We start from the raw sequence: 21,452 nt of genomic DNA on the forward strand, positions 1-21,452 counted from the left end.
TGAGTGCCAATGCCTGATGCGACGCTAGCGCGTTTTATCATGCCTACGGGAGCATTACGTAGGCCATATAAAGCGTTTACGCCGCATCCGGTAATTCAACCGCCTAAAGCATAAACCGATACCCAATACCGGTTTCAGTAATAAAATGGCGAGGTCGGGCCGGGTCTTGTTCCAGTTTTTGTCGCAGATGCCCCATATAAATCCGCAAATAATGGCTGTGTTCAACCGCGTTTGGTCCCCATACCTGGTTGAGTAACTGGCGCTGGGTGAGCACTTTTCCGGCATTGTTGAGCAGCACGGCCAGCAGACGGAACTCAATAGGCGTGAGATGTACCTCTTCCTCACCCCGGTGAATCACCCGGGCGGCTAAATCGACGGTAACATCGGAAAATTTCACCAGCGGATCGGGCGCGGTGGTGGCAGAGTGGCGGCGTAAAGCGACACGCAGGCGGGCCTGCAATTCGCCAATACCAAACGGCTTACTCAGGTAATCATCAGCTCCGGCATCCAGCGCGGCGATTTTGTCGCTCTCTTCGCTACGTGCGGAAAGCACAATCACCGGCACCGCGCTCCACTGGCGCAGGTCGCGGATAAACTCAATCCCATCGCCATCGGGCAGGCCGAGATCGAGAATAATCAAATCTGGCTTACGAGTCGCCGCTTCCAGCAGTCCCCGTTGCAGCGTTTCGGCTTCAAAGACGCGCATACCGTCGCCCTCCAGCGCCGTGCGCAGAAAGCGACGAATAGCCTGTTCATCTTCAACAATCAGAACGTTTGTCACATATCCTCATGAAATTCTTCAAGTTCAGGGGCAGTTTGCTGGGGAAGTGTAACACGAAAACAGGCACCACCTTCCGGTCGGTTGAACGCGGTAATGGTACCGCCGTGTACATCCACAATCGCCCGACAAATTGCCAGCCCAAGCCCTACACCTGGCACCGCCGACTCTTTATTCCCTCGAGCAAACTTATCGAAAATAGTCTGCTCCTGGCCTGGCGGAAGACCGGGGCCGTTATCCCAGACATCCAGTTGTAGCTTCTCGCCCTCAACGTGGGCATCGATACCAATTTCGGCCTGCGCACCCGCGTATTTCACCGCGTTCTCCAGCAGATTAATTAATACCCGTTCAAATAATGGCCCGTCAACGTGGATTAAGGTCAGCGGTTCTGGCAGAGAAAGGTTGATGGGCGACGATAAACCCGGTTCCAGCATTTGCAGCGCGCTGCCGACCACTTCTTCCAGCGTTAACCACTCTTTCTTCAAATTAAAGCCGCCGGACTGAATTCGCGCCATATCCAGTAGATTATTCACCAGTCGGGTAGTGTTCAGCACATGCTGACGAATCTCGCTGGCCTGGCGGGCGTGGGGCGATCCTTCGCTTGCCAGATCGAGCGTTAAGATTTCTGCCTGACCGAACAGCACTGTAAGCGGAGTGCGTAAATCGTGCGAAAGCGCCGCCAGCAGGGCGTTGCGGATCTGTTCACGTTCGCTTGCCATCCGCGCCTGTTCTTCGCTGGCGGTCAGCGTCAGCCGCTCAAGCGCATTGGCGACTAACAGCGTAAACGTCTCCAGCAGGCGCTGTTGTTCCGGGATCATCAACTGGCGCAGATTCCCCGGTTCCACCACCACCAGCCCGTAGGTTTTCTCGCCGCTTTTTAACGGCAAAATCTGGTACGGCACGCCGGGTAACGTGTCAGTACCTGCGCCTGCTGGCAGGCCTTTATCAAAACTCCACTGCGCGATGGCATCGTCCCACGGCGTCATTCCTTGTGGATGTGTTAACGGCTGCAATTTACCGTTGTCATCGGGCAACAACACCTGACTGCGGGCATGAAACGTGGAAGCAATAAATTGTTCGCTGGTGGCGGCGATGTCCTGCGGACTGCGGCCCACTGCCAGAGCTTTGGACATTTCATATAAATGCCGTGTGCGTTGCTCGCGGTAACGGGCTACCCGCGCCTGATAACGCACGCCAGCAGTAAGGTTCCCGATCACCAGCCCGACGGTTAACATCACCGCGAAGGTCAGCAGATATTGCACATCAGAGACGGCGAGCGTGCCGCGTGGGGCGATAAAAAAGAGATCGAAACTCACCACATTAATGACGGTGGCAACCACCGAAGGCCAGCGTCCATAAAATAACGCCACCACCACCACGCCAAGCAGATACAGCATCACCAGGTTGGCGGCATCAAACGCCATCAGCCACTGCATGGCAATTAAGGTGATAACGGCGCATAACGCGGCGGCAACCACGCATCCCTGAATCTGTACCCGCCACTTGTCTTTAAAAGAGCGGCTATCCGGCGCGTTGTTAATCGTGCGGGCGGGTGGTTCATCAAGCGCAACCAGCACCTGATCGAGATCGGGGGCGATGCGCGCCAGTCGGTCAGCAAACGTTTCCCGACGCCACCAGCGGCGCGAGGCCGGGCGACCGAGAATAATCTTGCCGAGATTATGTTCACGGGCATAACGCACTACCGCTTTTTCTTCCGCTGGATCAGAAAGTGTTGCCGTCTCCGCGCCCAGCTCCTGCGCCAGACGTAAGGCGCTGAGAATTGCCCGACGTTTTTTCTCCGGTAAGCGGTGCAGGGCAGGGGTTTCAACATACACCGCGTGCCAGACGCTCCCCAGCCTTGACGCCAATCGCGCCGCCGCGCGAACCAGTTTCTCACTGCCGGTGTTATGGCCGATGCATAAAAGGATCGCGTCGCGCGTGTGCCAGACTTTCTCTTCGCCAGGATGCCCCCGCCAGGCGCGCATTTGTTCATCTACGCGATCGGCAGTACGGCGCAGTGCCAGCTCGCGCAGGGCGATCAGATTGCCTTTGCGGAAAAAATGTTCAATGGCGCGCTCCGCCTGCCCGGCAATATAGACTTTGCCTTCTTTCAGCCGCTGGCGCAGATCGTCCGGGGGCAAGTCCACCAGCACCACGTCGTCGGCGGCATCGAAAAAAGGATCGGGCACGGTTTCCCGCACCTGAATTCCGGTGACGCCGCTGACCACATCGTTCAGGCTTTCCAGATGCTGAACGTTGACGGTAGTGAAAACATCAATGCCAGCTTCCAGCAGCTCTTCGATGTCCTGCCAGCGTTTAGGATGACGGGAACCTGGCGCATTACTGTGCGCCAGTTCGTCCATCAATATCAGCGCCGGACGGCGGGCAAGGGCGGCATCGAGATCAAACTCGCTGATATGCCGCCCACGGTACGCCTGGCGTTTCAGCGGCAGAACAGCCAGACCTTCCAGCATTGCGGCGGTATCTTTCCGCCCGTGGGTTTCTACCACGCCAACCACAATATCCAGCCCTTGCGCTCGCAGTCGCTGGGCTTCTGCCAGCATCGCCCAGGTCTTCCCGACGCCTGCACAGGCACCGAAGAAAACTTTCAGCTTCCCCCGATGCGGCGCGGCAGTTTGTTCCAGCAGGCGATCGGGGTCGGGACGTAAGGGTTCGTTATTCATCAAGCTTATCCAGTGCCAGATTGAGTTCGACAATGTTGACGACCGGCTGGCCGATATATTTCACCAGCGGTTGTTGGCTGTATTTTGCGATCAGTTGCGTGAGCTGTTCAACGCTGAGATTACGCGCTTTCGCCACGCGTGGGATCTGCCAAGCCGCCGCTTGCGGGGTGATGTTATTGTCCAGCCCGCTTGCCGACGCCGTCACCAGTTCAACCGGAACGCTCGTGCTGGCATCCGGGTTAGCGGCCCGTAATGCAGCAACGCGTGTGGCTATCTGTTTATCCAGCTCCGGGTTACTGACTGCCAGATTGCTCCCGCCAGAAGCCTGTGAATTATAGGGCATTTCTGCCGTTGCCGACGGGCGACCATGAAAATAGCCGTTGCTGGTAAAATTCTGCCCGATTAATGCCGAACCGCGCACCGTATCACCTTCACGAATCAACGAACCCTTGGCCTGCCAGGGAAACCACCATTGCCCCAGCGCGGTGGTCAGCAGCGGGTAAACGCCGCCAGTAATCAATAACAGAAAGATAAATGTCGATAATGCCGGACGTAATCCACGCATGGTAAACCTCACACCAGACCGCAAGCGGTCAGCAGTAAATCAATGACTTTGATACCAATAAACGGCACCAGCAGCCCACCCAGACCGTAAATCCATAAGTTACGGCGCAACATGGCAGAAGCGGTAAGCGGTTTATAACTCACGCCTTTTAACGCCAGAGGAATTAAAAAGACGATAATCAAGGCGTTGAAAATGACCGCACTGAGAATGGCGGAGTCGGGCGAATGCAGGCGCATGATGTTCAGCGCATTTAACTGCGGATACGTTGCCGCGAATGCCGCCGGAATAATGGCGAAGTATTTCGCCACATCGTTGGCAATGCTGAAGGTGGTCAGCGAGCCACGGGTCATCAGCATCTGTTTGCCAATGTGCACCACCTCGATCAACTTGGTCGGGTTAGAGTCGAGATCCACCATATTGCCCGCTTCTTTCGCCGCCTGGGTGCCGGAGTTCATCGCCACCGCAACATCTGCCTGCGCCAGCGCCGGAGCATCGTTGGTGCCATCGCCGGTCATCGCCACCAAACGGCCTTCCGCCTGATACTGACGAATCAATGCCAGCTTGGCCTCCGGTGTCGCTTCGGCGAGGAAATCATCGACGCCCGCTTCCGCAGCAATCGCGGCGGCAGTCAGGCGGTTATCGCCGGTAATCATCACCGTTTTAATGCCCATTTGGCGCAGTTGTGCGAAACGCTCTTTGATACCGCCTTTGACGATATCTTTCAGCGCAATAACGCCCAGCACGCGGGAACCTTCTACCACTACCAGCGGCGTGGCCCCCTGACGCGCAACGTTATCAACTTTTTGATCGACATCGGCAGGGAAGTGACCACCGTTAGCTTCAACATGGCGGCGAATGGCATCGACAGAACCTTTACGGATCATACGGTTGTCGATGTTGATCCCGCTCATCCGGCTTTGCGCAGTAAACGGTACAAAGGTGGCATGGAGCGACTGCACATCGCGCTCGCGTAGGTTAAAACGCTGCTTGGCGAGGATCACAATACTGCGGCCTTCCGGCGTTTCATCTGCCAGCGAAGCCAGTTGTGCGGCATCGGCCAGCGTTTTTTCCTCTACGCCCTGCGCGGGGATAAACTCTGACGCCTGACGGTTACCTAGCGTGATGGTGCCGGTTTTATCCAGCAGCAGAACGTCAACGTCACCCGCCGCTTCAACTGCACGTCCGCTGGTGGCGATCACATTGGCGCCCAGCATCCGGCTCATCCCGGCGACGCCGATCGCCGACAGCAGGCCGCCAATAGTCGTTGGGATCAGACAAACCAGCAGCGCCACCAGTACCGTTACGCTGACCGCGTTACCGCCCCAGGCGGTAAATGGCCATAGCGTGGCGGTCGCCAGTAAAAAGACGATGGTCAGGGCAATCAGCAGGATGGTCAGGGCAATCTCGTTCGGCGTTTTGCGTCGCTGTGCGCCTTCCACCATCGCGATCATCCGGTCCAGAAATGTCTCGCCGGGGTTAACGCTGCACTCAATCACCAGCCAGTCAGAAAGAATACGCGTGCCGCCGGTGACGGAGGCAAAATCGCCGCCGGATTCACGGATCACCGGTGCCGATTCCCCGGTGATGGCGCTTTCATCGACCGATGCGCCTCCTTCAATGACTTCACCATCGCAGGGGATAATATCGCCAGCTTCTACCAGTACGATATCGCCTTTACGCAGTTGATCGGCGGGAACTTTGTCCGCCGCAGCGCCATATTTCGGCTCACGCAGCTTGCGGGCAAAGGCAGTTTTTTTCACCCCTTTCAGACTGTTGGCCTGCGCTTTACTGCGGCCTTCTGCCAGCGCCTCGGCGAAATTAGCAAACAGTACGGTGACCCACAGCCAGCCGCTAATTGCCGCGCTAAACAGCGCGTTGCCAGGCATCACACCGCTTGCCATCGCGATGCTAATACAGGTGGTCAGCAGACTGCCGATCCAGACGATAAACATCACCGGATTGCGCCATTGCGCCTGCGGGCTTAATTTTTTCACCGCTTCTTTCAGCGCCTGAACGACAAGTGTTGGTTCGAATAGCGCCAGTTGTTTACGACTCATATTCAGTGCTCACTCAATATCATCAGGAGAGATATTCCGCCACCGGACCAAGCGCCAGGGCAGGGATAAAGGTCAGTGCGCCAACCAGCAACACGGTGCCGATTAACAGGCCAACAAACAGCGGGCCGTGCGTTGGCAGCGTGCCGGAGCTGGCGGGTTGGCTCTTTTTACTCACCAGCGAACCGGCAATTGCCATCACCGGGATAATCACCCCGAAGCGACCGACAAACATGCAGAACGCCAGCAAACAGTTCCAGAATGGAGAGTTGGCGCTTAATCCGGCAAAGGCGCTGCCGTTGTTGTTAGCGGCGGACGACACGGCGTACAGCACTTCGCTAAAACCGTGTGGGCCAGGGTTGAGCATGGCGCTACGTCCGGCGTCGGTCATCATCGCCAGCGCTGCGCCCATCAGCACCAGCGTTGGAGTAACCAGAATCGCCAGTGCAGTCAGTTTCATCTCGCGTACGTCGATTTTTTTACCCAGATATTCCGGTGTACGACCAATCATCAGCCCGGCAATAAACACCGCCAGCAGGACAAACAGCATCATGCCGTAAAGACCAGAACCGACACCGCCGAATACCACTTCACCAATTTGCATCAACCACATCGGCACCATGCCGCCAAGAGCGGTAAACGAATCATGCATCGCAATCACCGCACCGCAGGAAGCCGCCGTGGTCACAACAGCAAACAGGCTACTGACCAGCACGCCAAAACGGCTCTCTTTACCTTCCATATTGATGTTACTGTCTGCGCCGAGCGCCAGCAGATGCGGATTACCCTGAACTTCTGCCCACATCACCACGCCTACGCAGATGACAAAAATCACCGACATCGCCCACAGCAACATGCGCCCCTGGCGGCGATCGCCCGCCACTTCGCCAAAGGCAAAGCACAGCGCCGTTGGGATCAAGAAGATCGCCAGCATTTGCACGAAGTTGGTCAGTGCGGTCGGGTTTTCAAACGGATGCGACGAGTTGGCATTAAAGAAGCCACCGCCGTTAGTACCGAGCATCTTGATCGCTTCCTGAGAAGCCACCGGACCCATTGGTAACAGCTGTTGTGCTCCTTCAATGGTCGTCACGGCCTGATAAGGCTGAAAGTTTTGCAACGCACCTTGTTGAATAAAAAACAGCGCGATCAACAACGCCACAGGGGCTAACACCCATAACGTGATGCGTAGCAGATCGACCCAGGCATTCCCAAGTGTGCTCATGCTCTGGCGGGTAAACGCGCGGATAAGGGCAAAAATCACCGCAATCCCGCTGGCGGCAGAAAGAAAGTTTTGCACCGTTAAGCCCGCCATCTGGCTGAAATAGCTCAACGTGGTTTCACCGCTATAAGATTGCCAGTTGGTGTTAGTGACAAAGCTGACGGCGGTATTCAGCGCCAGATCCCACGACAGCCCCGGCAACTGCTGTGGATTAAGTGGCAGATAGTGCTGGCCGAGCAACATAAAAAACAGCACCGCCAGCCCCAGCATGTTCAGGCCGAGAATGGCAGAGAGATACTGCTTCCAGTTCATCTCACGGTCAGAGACGCCAAGTAAACGAAAGAGTACGCGTTCAACGCCCGTCGTACCAGGAAGAGGAATATCATTAATCAGCCGCGCCAGCCCGCAGCCTAAAGGGCGCGCCAGCACCATTAATACCAGTAAAAACGTGGCAATCAGTAAGAACCCTTGCGCAGCCATCAGAACGCCTCCGCATTGATCAGGGCATAAACCAGATAACCCAGTAATAAAAACACCAGCAACACGCCGGCTATCACGCCTGCACTCACAGTGCACCTCCAGTGGCCTAAAAGTGATACCGGAAGGGTAGAATTCTGGCTGCAAAGATTTCGCAAAAATCTGCGGGCGGGGTGTAAAAAAAGTATAAAAATGGCAAAAGCCATGATTTAACTAATGATTAGTATTAATTTAACTTCTATGTAACTTAATTACACGGTGAATGTAAATAAACCATCAATAAGCAAAAATAAGTGGTCGGATGAGTAGTAAAATTACACAAAAGGCGGTACTATTTTCATCAGATAAACAAATTCATTTTTCCGGTGCCATTCACCGGGTAGATACAAAAGGGGGAGAAAAGTATGGAACTCTACAGAGAATATCCTGCATGGCTTATCTTTTTACGCCGTACTTATGCGGTTGCAGCGGGCGTTCTTGCGCTGCCTTTCATGCTTTTCTGGAAAGACCGCGCCCGCTTTTACAGCTACCTGCATCGTGTCTGGTCGAAAACCAGCGATAAACCGGTGTGGATGGATCAGGCCGAAAAGGCAACCGGTGATTTTTACTGATTGCTGAGTTCTGAATACATTGAAAACCGCCAGCGGAAACGCTGGCGGTTTTTTTGTATCAGGAAGATGTTCAGAGGAATATTTAGACACCGTTATACCAATCGAAACATATATTCATGAAATATATATAAATATTTTCCTAATTGTTTCTATCTGCTGGATATCTCACTTAAGGCTTTCTTATAAATCTGTAGGGTTTTGCCTGTCAGCGGACAAATAACCCGATAATACAAGGATGCACAGATGAGCGGAAAACCGGCGGCGCGTCAGGGCGACATGACGCAGTATGGCGGTAGCATTGTCCAGGGTTCAGCCGGGGTGCGCATTGGCGCCCCCACCGGCGTGGCCTGTTCGGTGTGCCCCGGCGGGGTGACATCCGGTCATCCGGTCAATCCGCTGCTCGGCGCAAAAGTCCTTCCCGGCGAAACCGACATCGCCCTGCCCGGCCCGCTGCCGTTCATCCTCTCCCGCACCTACAGCAGTTACCGGACTAAAACCCCCGCGCCGGTGGGGCTCCCCGGCCCCGGCTGGAAAATGTCTGCGGATATCCGCTTACAGCTGCGCGATAACACACTGATACTCAATGATAACGGCGGCAGAAGCCTGTATTTTGAGCACCTGTTTCCCGGTGAGGACGGTTACAGCCGCAGCGAATCACTGTGGCTGGTGCGCGGCGGCGTGGCGAAACTGGAGGAAGGCCACCGGCTGGCCGCACTCTGGCAGGCGCTGCCGGAAGAACTCCGCTTAAGTCCGCATCGTTATCTGGCAACGAACAGTCCGCAGGGACCGTGGTGGCTGCTCGGCTGGTGTGAACGGGTGCCGGAGGCGGATGAGGTGCTGCCCGCGCCGCTGCCGCCGTACCGGGTGCTGACCGGGCTGGTGGACCGCTTCGGGCGCACACAGACGCTCCACCGCGAAGCCGCCGGCGAATTCAGCGGCGAAATCACCGGCGTGACGGATGGGGCCGGGCGTCACTTCCGGCTGGTACTGACCAGCCAGGCGCAGCGGGCAGAAGAGGCCCGGCAGCAGGCCACTTCCGGCGGGGCGGAACCGTCCGTTTTTCCTGATACTTTACCCGGCTATACCGAATATGGCCGGGACAACGGTATCCGCCTGTCGGCGGTGTGGCTGACGCACGACCCGGAATACCCGGAGAATTTACCTGCCGCACCGCTGGTGCGCTATGGCTGGACGCCGCGCGGCGAACTGGCGGCGGTGTATGACCGCAGCGGCACACAGGTGCGCAGCTTTACTTACGATGATAAATACCGGGGCCGGATGGTGGCGCACCGTCACGCAGGCCGACCGGAAATCCGTTACCGTTACGACAGCGACGGGCGGGTGACAGAACAGCTAAACCCGGCAGGCTTAAGCTACACGTATCAGTATGAGAAAGACCGCATCACCATCACCGACAGCCTGGACCGCCGTGAAGTGCTGTACACGCAGGGCGAAGGCGGGCTGAAGCGGGTGGTGAAAAAGGAACACGCGGACGGCAGCGTCACGCAGAGTCAGTTTGACGCGGTGGGCAGGCTTAAGACCCAGACGGATGCCGCAGGCCGGGTAACAGAGTACAGCCCGGATGTGGTGACGGGCCTCATCACGCGCATCACCACGCCGGATGGCAGGGCATCGGCATTTTACTATAACCACCACAGCCAGTTAACGTCAGCCACCGGGCCTGACGGGCTGGAAATACGCCGGGAATATGATGAATTCGGCCGTCTGATTCAGGAAGCTGCCCCTGACGGCGATATCACCCGCTACCGTTATGATAATCCACACAGTGACTTACCCTGCGCAACGGAAGATGCCACCGGCAGCCGGAAAACCATGACGTGGAGCCGTTACGGTCAGTTGCTGACCTTCACCGACTGTTCCGGTTATGTAACCCGTTATGACCATGACCGTTTTGGTCAGATGACGGCGGTGCACCGCGAGGAAGGCCTGAGTCAGTACCGCGCATACGACGGCCGTGGACAGTTAATTGCGGTGAAAGACACGCAGGGCCATGAAACGCGGTATGAATACAACACAGCCGGTGACCTGACCGCCATCATCGCGCCGGACGGCAGCAGAAACGGGGCACAGTACGATGCGTGGGGAAAGGCCATCCGCACCACGCAGGGCGGGCTGACGCGCAGTATGGAATACGATGCTGCCGGACGGGTCATCCGCCTGACCAGTGAAAACGGCAGCCACACCACCTTCCGTTACGATGTACTCGACCGGCTGATACAGGAAACCGGCTTTGACGGTCGCACACAGCGTTATCACCACGACCTGACCGGTAAACTTACCCGCAGCGAGGATGAGGGGCTTATAACCCTCTGGCATTACGATGACGCTGACCGCCTCACGCACCGCACCGTGAATGGCGAAACCGCAGAGCAGTGGCAGTATGACGAACGCGGCTGGCTGACAGACATCAGCCATATCAGCGAAGGGCACCGGGTGGCTGTGCATTACGGATATGACAGTAAAGGCCGCCTGACCGGTGAGCGTCAGACGGTGCATCACCCGCAGACGGAAGCACTGCTCTGGCAGCATGAGACCAGACATGCGTACAACGCGCAGGGACTGGCGAACCGCTGTATACCGGACAGCCTGCCCGCCGTGGAATGGCTGACCTACGGCAGCGGCTGGCTGTCCGGTATGAAGCTCGGCGACACACCGCTGGTGGACTTCACCCGCGACCGCCTGCACCGGGAAACGCTGCGCAGCTTCGGCCGTTATGAACTCACCACCGCTTACACCCCTGCCGGGCAGTTACAGAGTCAGCACCTGAACAGTCTGCTGTCTGACCGCGATTACACCTGGAACGACAACGGCGAACTCATCCGCATCAGCAGCCCGCGACAGACCCGGAGTTACAGCTACAGCGACACCGGCAGGCTGACCGGCGTCCACACCACCGCAGCGAATCTGGATATCCGCATCCCTTACGCCACGGACCCGGCAGGTAACCGCCTGCCCGACCCGGAGCTGCACCCGGACAGCACCCTCAGCATGTGGCCGGATAATCGTATCGCCCGTGACGCTCACTACCTTTACCGGTATGACCGTCACGGCAGGCTGACGGAGAAAACCGACCTCATCCCGGAAGGGGTTATCCGCACGGATGATGAGCGGACCCACCGGTACCATTACGACAGCCGGCACCGGCTGGTGCACTACACACGGACACAATATGCAGAGCCGCTGGTCGAAAGTCGCTATCTTTACGACCCGCTGGGCCGCAGGGTGGCAAAACGGGTGTGGCGGCGTGAACGGGACCTGACGGGCTGGATGTCGCTGTCACGGAAACCGGAAGTGACCTGGTACGGCTGGGACGGCGACCGGCTGACCACGATACAGAACGACAGAACCCGCATCCAGACGGTATACCTGCCGGGAAGTTTCACGCCACTCATCAGGGTTGAAACCGCCACCGGTGAACTGGTGAAAACGCAGCGCCGCAGCCTGGCGGACGCCCTTCAGCAGTCCGGCGGTGAAGACGGTGGTGATGTGGTGTTCCCGCCGGTGCTGGTGCAGATGCTCGACCGGCTGGAAAGTGAAATCCTTGCTGACCGGGTGAGTGAGGAAAGCCGTCGCTGGCTGGCATCGTGCGGCCTGACGGTGGAGCAGATGAAAAACCAGATGGACCCGGTGTACACGCCGGCGAGAAAAATCCACCTGTACCACTGCGACCATCGCGGCCTGCCGCTGGTGCTTATCAGCACGGAAGGGGCAACAGAATGGTGCGCAGAATACGATGAGTGGGGCAACCTGCTGAATGAAGAGAACCCGCACCAACTGCAGCAGCTCATCCGCCTGCCGGGTCAGCAGTATGATGAGGAGTCCGGCCTGTATTACAACCGCCACCGCTATTATGACCCGCTGCAGGGGAGGTATATCACTCAGGATCCGATTGGGCTGAAGGGGGGATGGAATTTTTATCAGTATCCGTTGAATCCGGTTCAGTATATAGACCCTTTGGGATTAGATCTCTTATCATTACCTTCTCCCAGACAAAAACCTGTAAGTCAATCCTGTACTATTGATCCTATTACTCAACAACCTGTTGGTAGATTTATAGGTGATTCTAAAGGCAATATTATGGTTGAACCGGTAGGTGGCAAAACAATCCCGTATCCCCCCAGTAATCCAGGAAGTGCAGATACCCACACTCTTTATCAAAATAATTCAAATGCTTATAGGCTTAATCCAATAGGGCATGCAAACAATTCAACACCACACGCACATGCACATTTACCAGGAACAGGTAGCGGTATGAAAGGTCAAGGTCCATCCCTTGATGTCAATGGTCGCGTTGTACCATGGAATAGTAGTGCCGCACATATCGGTATTAGATCGCTCGGTACACTAAGCTTTTTTAGTTCTGTTTTACATATGTTTACACTTAGATCATGTAGAGAGGGAACGTTTGGACAATGTTATTGTGCTATGTATGTTGAAATGTCAACGGGAAGCAGTCAAGATGAGGCTGATATAATGTGTGGAATGCCTGAGTATTTTTAGAATAGAGGGTAATATGTTTGATAGAATATATCTTGGTGATCGAGCAATAAAAAAAATTGAATTTGATTTATGGGGTAAACAAATTAGAATTCAGGTTAATTTAATCTCAAGGATAGCCTATGGTACAACAGAATGGAATTTTTATAATAATGAAGACTTAGAAGATGGTTATTTAGTATTTTCCGATGTTAGTTTCTTCAATATAACCCCTAATGGCTCTATTCCAGATGATTATATAATTTCAATAATAACAGATAAAGTCAATGTTGAATGTTTTGAATCAACTATAGTTGCTGTTGGTCAAATTCCAAATACAAATGTTGGTGACATTGATAATATTGGTGAATGTCAAATTTTCATCAGGTATAAAGACAGCTGGATTGAGAATAAACTCAAAGAAAAAATAATTGAATAACCATGTTCTTTATAGACATTTTAGATGGGACGAACCAGAGAAGGTCATGCCTCCGACCTGGGTTATGTGGACACGGAGGTTTAGCGCGGTGAACTCAACGAAGCAAACCGGATAACCTGCTGGCCCTTATCAGCATGGAAAGGACAACAGCGTGGTACGCAGAATAATCCTACCTCCTAAGCGAGGTTCTGGTTTTCAAATTTTCCGGAGTTAGATGATTGGAGGAACAGATGATAAGAATCGCATTTTTAATAACCAATAAATTTCTTGAGATAGATAGTACCACTCTTGCTGGATATGATTTTAGCGGGATGAATCTACATCGAGCCATCCTCAATGGTTATTGTCTTGATGGGGCGAAATTTGAAAAAACTCATTTAAGAAATGTAATGATTCAACATACATCAACTAGAAATGCTGTCTTTCGCAATGCGGCTCTGATGAATGCTATTCTGAATAACTCAGATTTCACTGGAAGTGATTTTAGTAATTCAAGGTCAATAGGTGAAAATTTTAAAGCAATAGATAATCATGGGAAAGATATAACAAATGGAAAAGGATTGCCTAATGTTTGCAGAATACATGGCAACGTGTAAGAAAATATTATTCAGAACCTGTGTAATTGTATCTTTGTTTGTTTTTACATACAACACATGGGCGCAGTGTAATAATATTATAATAATGCGCAAGTATGAAAGTGAGGGGAAATATACCGTTAGAAATTTGGTTAAAAATAAAGCTACAGCATTGGAATTAGCTGAGATATATGTTAAGAATCGTTATGGGTATGATGCCGCAGAAGAAGAAAAACCATACAAAATCAAGGAATTACCAACAAGTTGGATTGTTGAAGGCACCATTCAATCAGAACAAATTGCTGGTGGGGTTTTTATTATTGCTGGTGGGGTTTTTATTATAGAAATAGGCAAAAATGATGGGAGAATTCTAAATTTTGGCCACGGAAAATAAGTATGTAAGGATAAACAAACATCGTGTGCGCTGATGGCAGAGTAGGTGGAGGACTCCAGACAGTCAAACGATAGAAAAAGATAGTCTTTATGGATGTTCCTACAATGTCGAATACATACCAGAAAAGAAAGGCAAGTAAAGAGTATGGTTTATACAATCAATGTAAGAAACTAAATGATGATGAATTATTTCGCTTACTTGATGATCGCAATTCCTTGAAAAAGATTTCATCTGCCAGAGTATTACAGTTAAGAGGGGGGCAAAACGTTGTTAGATTGACAATTGAATTCTGCGCTGACAAAAATTATATCCGTAGAGATATCGGAGCATTTATACTCGGGCAAATAAAAGTTTGCAAAAAATGCGAAGATAATGTGTTTAATATTTTGAACAATATGGCATTGAATGATAAGAGCGCTTGCGTTCGAGCTACAGCAATCGAGTCAACGGCTCAGCGATGTAAGAAAAACCCAATTTATTCACCTAAAATAGTAGAGCAATCTCAAATTACTGCTTTTGATAAATCGGCTAATGTCAGACGTGCTACGGCATTTGCTATTTCTGTTATCAATGATAAAGCAACAATTCCACTATTGATTAATCTGTTAAAAGAACCAAATGGAGATGTCAGAAACTGGGCCGCATTTGCAATAAATATCAATAAATATGATAATAGTGATATTAGGGATTGTTTTGTGGAGATGCTTCAGGATAAAAATGAGGAAGTCCGTATTGAAGCAATAATCGGACTTTCCTACAGAAAAGATAAAAGGGTTTTATCTGTTTTATGCGATGAGTTAAAAAAAATACTGTTTATGATGATATCATTGAAGCTGCGGGTGAATTAGGTGATAAAACGCTACTTCCTGTTTTAGATACTATGTTGTACAAGTTTGATGCCAATGAAATTGTAACTTCCGCTATTGATAAGCTGAAGCGTTCATAGCGTGCGTTGCCTATGCATAGTGTGGTGTTCCCGCCGGTGCTGGTGCAGATGCTCGACCGGCTGGAAAGTGAAATCCTGGCTGACCGGGTGAGTGAGGAAAGCCGTCGCTGGCTGGCATCGTGCGGCCTGACGGTGGAGCAGATGCAAAACCAGATGGACCCGGTGTACACGCCGGCGAGAAAAATCCACCTGTACCACTGCGACCATCGCGGCCTGCCGCTGACGCTCATCAGCACGGAAGGGGCAACAGAATGGTGCGCAGAATACGATGAGTGGGGCAACCTGCTGAATGAAGAGAACCCGCACCAACTGCAGCAGCTCATCCGCCTGCCGGGCCAGCAGTATGATGAGGAGTCCGGCCTGTATTACAACCGCCACCGCTATTATGACCCGCTGCAGGGGCGGTATATCACTCAGGATCCGATTGGGCTGAAGGGGGGATGGAATTTTTATCAGTATCCGTTGGATCCTGTTGCATATACAGATCCTTTGGGATTATATAGCAATTGGGGCGAATTTATGAATAACTCTATGCATAATAATAACGCTTCTTCGGATGTGACTTCTAAAATTTATACTACCCCTTTTCCTGGTTCAGGATCTATTGATATAAGTTTTAATGGTGACGAATTTACAGGGGCTAGTTTTGCTGTGGGAGCAACAGTTGGCGGGAATGACAGAGTTCCAGCTAATCTGGATGTTTGTGTGTATTATACTTTGTGCGAACATAATGGTGTTGGTTCTGCCATCGGTATTTCTTTGTCAGGTACAGCATCGCAAGCAAAAATCTCTCCGGGGGAGTACCTTACTAAAGGTTATATATCTACAGGTGGTTATTTGAAAAAATACTCCATTGCGGGAGTTAGGGATGCAGAAGGAAAATATTCAGGCACCGTGAGAATTGGTCCCGGATTTGGTGGTTTTGTTGGCGAACTTACCTGTTCGCAAAGTTTATGGTGTTTATCACAATTGGCAGGATATTAACTTATGAAAATAAAAGTAGGTATTGTTATTGTAGCAGTAGTGGCTTTTATGTTTTTTGGTAAAGATATTAGTCATAATGTAATAAAGGCTGATGCCGATATTAGAAAGATTGCGCAGGATAAAGTTGTTATCATTCAAAAGCTATACAATCAGAATGAAGTGGACAAAATCTACTCTGACACAAGCAGTGAATTTAAAAAAGCAACATCGGAAGATGTTTTTATAACGATAATGAAAGAAAAAAAACAGGTGTTTGGAATGTTAAATAAAATAGACTTACTGGCAAGTAATGTAATTAATCATAATGTTGTGGTTTTAACCTATCGCTCTACATATGAACATTACTCTCTAATAGAGGAATTTGAATTTACAAAAGAAAATAAAGGTGATCTGTATTTGAGTACTTTTTATGCCGATGAGGGGGGTAAGCTTGGCGAGGTCATTAAACTATAGAATATGAACTATTTCTTTACTTGAGCAGAGGTGAGATGCTTGAGGAATTAATTTCGCAAGGTAAATATTCACCATTAGAGGTTAAAAGCACAATGAAAGTATGGGGGGGGCAAGCACTCACGCCATTCAAAAGATAAGATAGTAAAGAAAATGAGATAGTTGATATGAAAATTATTGATGTGAATAAAAGACGAAAAGAAAGCAGGGAGTTGTTTTTGCATGAAAAATATAAAAAATTACAACATGGAGCAACTTATTCCTGTTTTATATGGAAAAGATCGTGTTAAAAGGGATGCCGCAATATTTTCTTTACAATTAATTGGCTCAAATGATGTTTTTTGTTTTTCTTTTAAACTGTGCTACTCGAAAGATAAAAAATGAACGGGAAATAGGGCTTTCAATCCTAAGCCAGCTTTCAATGACCCAAACTCAAGTTTTTAAATCATTTGATTTAGCTGAGAGCATATTACAAAGAGAACGTTTTGCATCTGTGAAAACTGCCGCTGTTAATGCTATAGGCCACTTTTGTAGAAAAAATAAAAAATTCGAAAATAGAGCAATAAAACTGTTATCAAAAACTACTTATGATAAATCAGTGAACACTCGCTGTGCCACTGCAGCTGCATTTTTCAGTGTTAATAGTAATGATACCATCCCTTTTCTCTTAACTTTACTTAATGATTGCGATGGTGATGTGAGAAATTGGGCTGCATTTACTGTAAATTTCAACCAGTACGACTCTACGGAGATTAGAGAGTCATTTATCAGAATGCTGACAGATAAGAATGATTGTGCCAGAATTGAAGCTATAAGCGGACTGGCAGAAAGAAAAGATAATCGTGTTATAACTGCTATAATTAATGAACTGCAAAAAGACATAATTTTTGATGAAGTTATTATTTCGGCAGGTGTTTTAGGTAATCTTAAACTACTTCCTATTCTAAAAAATATATTAAATGAAATTAATGATGAGGATGTCATTGGCAATATAAAGTCAGCAATACAACAAATTATAAAATATAATTGATGGTGAAATATGCAGTGATACTACCAATCGGTCAAGTATTCGCTGCTTTGATGATGATGTAAAATGATTGTTTTTGAACTGGATATAACAGCCTGGTAGGGAAGAAAGCATAACCCCACAAAATTCATTTCCCAACGTCTACACTTACTCCTGTAAACCGTTCAGGAGCAATAATGAATCAACAACGATTTGATGCCAGCACTCTAATCCGTATCTTCGCCCTTCATGAGTTACATCGACTGAAAGAACATGGCTTAACGCGCGGGGCGCTTCTCGATTATCACAGCCGCTATAAGCTCGTATTTCTGGCTCATTCCCAGCCGGAATACCGCAAACTTGGCCCGTTCGTGGCTGATATTCATCAGTGGCAAAACCTGGATGATTTTTACAATCAGTACCGCCAACGCGTAATTGTTTTGCTTTCTCACCCTGCCAACCGGCGTGATCATACTAACGTTTTGATGCACGTTCAGGGTTATTTTCGCCCACATATTGATTCCACAGAACGCCAGCAGCTGGCGGCGCTTATCGACAGTTATCGCCGTGGCGAGCAACCGCTTCTTGCGCCGCTGATGCGTATCAAACACTATATGGCGCTTTATCCTAACGCCTGGCTTTCAGGGCAGCGTTATTTCGAACTTTGGCCACGTGTGATTAACTTGCGCCATGCAGGAGTTTTATGACCATCCATCTGGTCTGGTTTCGCCAGGATTTACGTTTGCACGATAATCTCGCGCTGGCTGCCGCCTGTCGCAATTCGTCTGCACGCGTGCTGGCGTTGTATATCGCCACACCACGCCAGTGGGCGGCGCATAACATGTCGCCGCGTCAGGCTGAACTTATCAATGCTCAACTGAATGGGCTACGAATAGCGCTGGCGGAAAAAGGCATTCCTTTGTTGTTTCATGAAGTGGATGACTTTGCCGCCAGCGCCGAAATGGTTAAACAGGTGTGCGGGGAAAATCGTGTTACCCATCTGTTTTATAACTATCAGTATGAGGTGAATGAGCGGGCGCGGGATGTGGAAGTTGAAAGAGCACAGCGTAACGTGGTGTGTGAAGGATTCGATGACAGCGTGATCCTGCCGCCGGGGGCGGTGATGACTGGCAATCATGAGATGTACAAAGTCTTTACGCCGTTTAAAAACGCCTGGCTGAAACGGCTGCGGGAAGGTGTGTCGGAGTGCGTCGCTGCGCCAAAAGTTCGTAGTAGCGGATCGATAGAGCCCGCGCCATCCATTACGCTGAATTATCCTCGTCAGTCTTTCGATACTGCGCATTTCCCGGTGGAAGAAAAAACGGCGATTGCGCAATTACGCCAGTTTTGCCAGAACGGTGCCGGAGAATATGAGCAACAACGAGATTTTCCGGCAGTAGAAGGCACCAGTCGTTTGTCCGCCAGCCTGGCAACGGGTGGGTTATCGCCTCGCCAGTGTTTACATCGCCTGTTGGCGGAACAGCCGCTGGCGCTGGAAGGTGGACCGGGTAGCGTCTGGCTTAATGAGCTGATCTGGCGCGAGTTCTACCGCCATTTGATGACGTATTATCCTTCGCTGTGTAAACATCGTCCGTTTATTGCCTGGACGGAGCGTGTGCAGTGGCAGCGCAATCCCGCCCATTTTAAAGCCTGGCAAGAAGGTAAAACGGGATATCCGATTGTCGATGCTGCTATGCGTCAGCTTAACAGCACTGGCTGGATGCATAACCGTCTGCGAATGATTACAGCCAGTTTTCTGGTGAAAGATTTGCTGATCGACTGGCGCGAAGGCGAGCAGTATTTCATGTCACAACTGATTGATGGTGATTTGGCAGCGAATAACGGCGGCTGGCAGTGGGCCGCTTCTACCGGAACCGATGCTGCCCCTTATTTTCGTATTTTCAACCCGATAACTCAGGGCGAGAAATTTGACCGCGAAGGCGAGTTTATCCGCCAGTGGCTACCGGAGTTGCGCGATGTGCCAGGGAAAGCGGTGCATGAGCCGTGGAAGTGGGCGCAGAAAGCGGGCGTGAAGCTGGATTATCCGCAACCGATTGTCGATCATAAAGAAGCGAGAGTACGAACGTTGGCAGCGTATGAGGCGGCGAGGAGGGGGAAATAACAGACTCGTGCCCAGATGCCGGATGCGGCATGAACGCCTTATCCGGCCTGGCAAATAGTGCAAATTCAATGGGCCATCCAGGCCTGATAAGACGCGTTAAGCGTCGCATCAGGCATCGGTGTTGGCCTATTAAGACTCCAGCGCCAGCGCACGGTTTCTGAACTTAAGCGCCTGATACAGCCAAATCATCAGCACCAGTCCTACACACGCCAGCGCACCCCAGGTGATTTGATCAAACACTTCTATATATGCATTGATGGAGTAATTGAGCGCCCCGGAAGCATCAAACGAAGCTTGCGATGTTTGATCGGCAATGACGCCCGCCAGATAGTTAGCAATCGCACCGGAAAGCAGCATGTAAATGCCGGTTAATACGCCGGTCACGCCGGGGATTTCAATACGCGTAATTTGCGACATAGCAACCGGATCGATAAACAGTTCGGCAAAACCCATCACTGCCAGACCAAGCACCATCAGCGGCAGGGAAGAGTGGCCATACATTGCAGACCAGCGGGCGCTTAAGCTCAGAATACAGAACCCGGCGCTCATCAGGCCGAGGCCAAGAGCAAATTTCCCCCAGATGCGCACGGTACGATTACCCGCAACGCTCTCTTTAACCACCCAGGCAAGCACTACACCGCACGACATCACAGCAAAAGCATTAATTGACTGGAACATGGCGGTCGGAACGCTATAACCGAAAATATCGCGATTAACGAAGCGGTCGATATAAAGGCTAATCGAGCTGCCGCCCTGTTGTGCAAAGGCCCAGAACAACATGCTGAAGAAGGTGAGCGTCACAATCAGCCCCAGCTCCTTACGCTGTTTCTGGTTTTCTGCTTTGCGATAAATTTTCGCCAGTACCGCCAGACCAATGATAGTGGCGACAATTAAGGCGTATACCGACCACTCTTTCCAGAACAGTACAGTAATCAGCGCAGGCGTTGCGACCAGCAGAACCAGCAGCCATCCCCAGTTCGGCAGGAGAAAGTTTGTCGCACGCAGCACCTTTTTGTTAACGCCGCGGGTATGTGTGAAATGACGATTGCCACATAAGAAAATGACCAGACCCGCGATCATGCCAACCGCCGCCAGGCCAAAGCCCATCGCCCAACTGTACTCTTCCTGGGCGTAACCACAGGCGATAGGGGCAATAATCGATCCCACGTTACCCGCCGCATACATCAGCGAGAAACCGCCATCACGACGTGGATCGGTCGGTTCATACAGTTCACCAAGCAGGCAACTGACGTTGGATTTAAACAGACCATAGCCGCAGACAATAATCGCCAGCGACAGATAGAGGAATGACGGGTGGATTTCGCTGGCGCCCAGCACCACATGCCCGACAGCCATCAACAACGCTCCCAGCATTACCGCCATGCGGTTGCCGAGCACTTTATCCGCCAGAAAACCACCGAGGATCGGCGTGACATACACCAGCGAACAATAGGCACTGAATAACGCGTAAGCGTGTGTGTCGTTGTATTTCAGTTGATTGGTGAGATAGAGAATCAGCAAGGCACGCATGCCGTAGAAGCTAAAATATTCCCAGATTTGTAGCGCGACAACGTAGTAGATAGCGCGCGGCTGTGATGCGTGTTTATTCATAATAATTCCGCGGTTGGATGCGACACCACGTAATAGTTGC

At 51.2% G+C, this 21,452-nt stretch carries 15 protein-coding genes and 4 pseudogenes; 12 read left to right on the forward strand and 7 right to left on the reverse strand.

From position 1 onward, the window contains the following. Positions 1 to 103: 103 nt before the first annotated feature. The 6 genes from kdpE to kdpF are packed head-to-tail and all read right to left on the reverse strand — an operon-like array spanning position 104 to position 7,869. Positions 104 to 781: a two-component system response regulator KdpE gene (kdpE, locus tag FEM44_RS17860; protein ID WP_000186076.1), complete on the reverse strand. Its 678-nt coding sequence runs from the start codon at positions 779 to 781 to the stop codon at positions 104 to 106. Beyond that, the gene (gene kdpD / locus FEM44_RS17865) at positions 778 to 3,462 is read right to left on the reverse strand and encodes a two-component system sensor histidine kinase KdpD (protein ID WP_001328700.1); all 2,685 of its coding nucleotides are present in this window, start codon (positions 3,460 to 3,462) and stop codon (positions 778 to 780) included. The genes kdpE and kdpD overlap by 4 nt, the downstream gene beginning before the upstream one ends. Beyond that, a complete protein-coding gene (gene kdpC / locus FEM44_RS17870) occupies positions 3,455 to 4,027 on the reverse strand; it encodes a K(+)-transporting ATPase subunit C (RefSeq protein ID WP_135523035.1) in 573 nt (190 codons plus the stop codon). The genes kdpD and kdpC overlap by 8 nt, the downstream gene beginning before the upstream one ends. Positions 4,028 to 4,035: 8 nt before the next feature. Continuing rightward, positions 4,036 to 6,084: a potassium-transporting ATPase subunit KdpB gene (kdpB, locus tag FEM44_RS17875; protein WP_135523034.1), complete on the reverse strand. Its 2,049-nt coding sequence runs from the start codon at positions 6,082 to 6,084 to the stop codon at positions 4,036 to 4,038. A 22-nt stretch (positions 6,085 to 6,106) separates the two neighbouring features. Continuing rightward, complete coding sequence (gene kdpA / locus FEM44_RS17880) at positions 6,107 to 7,780, reverse strand: potassium-transporting ATPase subunit KdpA (protein ID WP_135523033.1); 1,674 nt, start codon at positions 7,778 to 7,780, stop codon at positions 6,107 to 6,109. Beyond that, a complete protein-coding gene (kdpF, locus tag FEM44_RS17885) occupies positions 7,780 to 7,869 on the reverse strand; it encodes a K(+)-transporting ATPase subunit F (RefSeq protein WP_001365534.1) in 90 nt (29 codons plus the stop codon). The genes kdpA and kdpF overlap by 1 nt, the downstream gene beginning before the upstream one ends. Positions 7,870 to 8,181: 312 nt before the next feature. On the opposite strand from kdpF, the gene FEM44_RS17890 reads away from it, so the two are divergent. The 12 genes and pseudogenes from FEM44_RS17890 (at position 8,182) to phrB (ending at position 19,801) form a co-directional block, all read left to right on the forward strand. Further along, a complete protein-coding gene (locus tag FEM44_RS17890) occupies positions 8,182 to 8,388 on the forward strand; it encodes a YbfA family protein (RefSeq protein WP_000424924.1) in 207 nt (68 codons plus the stop codon). A gap of 243 nt (positions 8,389 to 8,631) precedes the next feature. Continuing rightward, the gene (locus FEM44_RS17895; RefSeq protein WP_138159120.1) at positions 8,632 to 12,909 is read left to right on the forward strand and encodes an RHS element core protein; all 4,278 of its coding nucleotides are present in this window, start codon (positions 8,632 to 8,634) and stop codon (positions 12,907 to 12,909) included. 13 nt (positions 12,910 to 12,922) lie between these two features. Then, a complete protein-coding gene (locus tag FEM44_RS17900; RefSeq protein WP_138159122.1) occupies positions 12,923 to 13,324 on the forward strand; it encodes a DUF6258 family protein in 402 nt (133 codons plus the stop codon). Between the two features lie 230 nt (positions 13,325 to 13,554). Continuing rightward, a pseudogene (locus tag FEM44_RS17905) lies at positions 13,555 to 13,803 on the forward strand (pentapeptide repeat-containing protein); the annotation flags it as partial. A 30-nt stretch (positions 13,804 to 13,833) separates the two neighbouring features. After that, positions 13,834 to 13,920, forward strand: a pseudogene (locus FEM44_RS26060) (pentapeptide repeat-containing protein); the annotation flags it as partial. Then, a complete protein-coding gene (locus FEM44_RS17910; protein WP_135523026.1) occupies positions 13,892 to 14,293 on the forward strand; it encodes a YbbC/YhhH family protein in 402 nt (133 codons plus the stop codon). The pseudogene FEM44_RS26060 and the gene FEM44_RS17910, both read left to right, overlap by 29 nt. Positions 14,294 to 14,397: 104 nt before the next feature. Further along, positions 14,398 to 15,239: pseudogene (locus FEM44_RS17915) on the forward strand (HEAT repeat domain-containing protein). A gap of 18 nt (positions 15,240 to 15,257) precedes the next feature. Next, positions 15,258 to 15,737: pseudogene (locus FEM44_RS25190) on the forward strand (RHS repeat-associated core domain-containing protein); the annotation flags it as partial. Between the two features lie 489 nt (positions 15,738 to 16,226). Further along, positions 16,227 to 16,676: a DUF3887 domain-containing protein gene (locus FEM44_RS25620; RefSeq protein ID WP_231937698.1), complete on the forward strand. Its 450-nt coding sequence runs from the start codon at positions 16,227 to 16,229 to the stop codon at positions 16,674 to 16,676. Between the two features lie 328 nt (positions 16,677 to 17,004). Next, complete coding sequence (locus FEM44_RS17935) at positions 17,005 to 17,703, forward strand: HEAT repeat domain-containing protein (RefSeq protein ID WP_240731795.1); 699 nt, start codon at positions 17,005 to 17,007, stop codon at positions 17,701 to 17,703. Between the two features lie 173 nt (positions 17,704 to 17,876). Further along, positions 17,877 to 18,386, forward strand: coding sequence for a YbgA family protein (locus FEM44_RS17940; protein ID WP_135523024.1), 510 nt, complete (start codon positions 17,877 to 17,879; stop codon positions 18,384 to 18,386). Continuing rightward, positions 18,383 to 19,801, forward strand: a complete 1,419-nt coding sequence (phrB, locus tag FEM44_RS17945; protein ID WP_135523023.1) for a deoxyribodipyrimidine photo-lyase — start codon at positions 18,383 to 18,385, stop codon at positions 19,799 to 19,801. Before FEM44_RS17940 ends, phrB begins: the two co-directional genes overlap by 4 nt. Before the next feature lie 129 nt (positions 19,802 to 19,930). Here the strand turns inward: phrB and dtpD are convergent, their stop codons facing one another. Next, positions 19,931 to 21,412, reverse strand: coding sequence for a dipeptide permease DtpD (dtpD, locus tag FEM44_RS17950; RefSeq protein WP_135518467.1), 1,482 nt, complete (start codon positions 21,410 to 21,412; stop codon positions 19,931 to 19,933). Between the last annotated feature and the right edge of the window lie 40 nt (positions 21,413 to 21,452).

Source organism: Escherichia sp. E4742, assembly GCF_005843885.1.
Classification (GTDB): Bacteria; Pseudomonadota; Gammaproteobacteria; order Enterobacterales; family Enterobacteriaceae; genus Escherichia.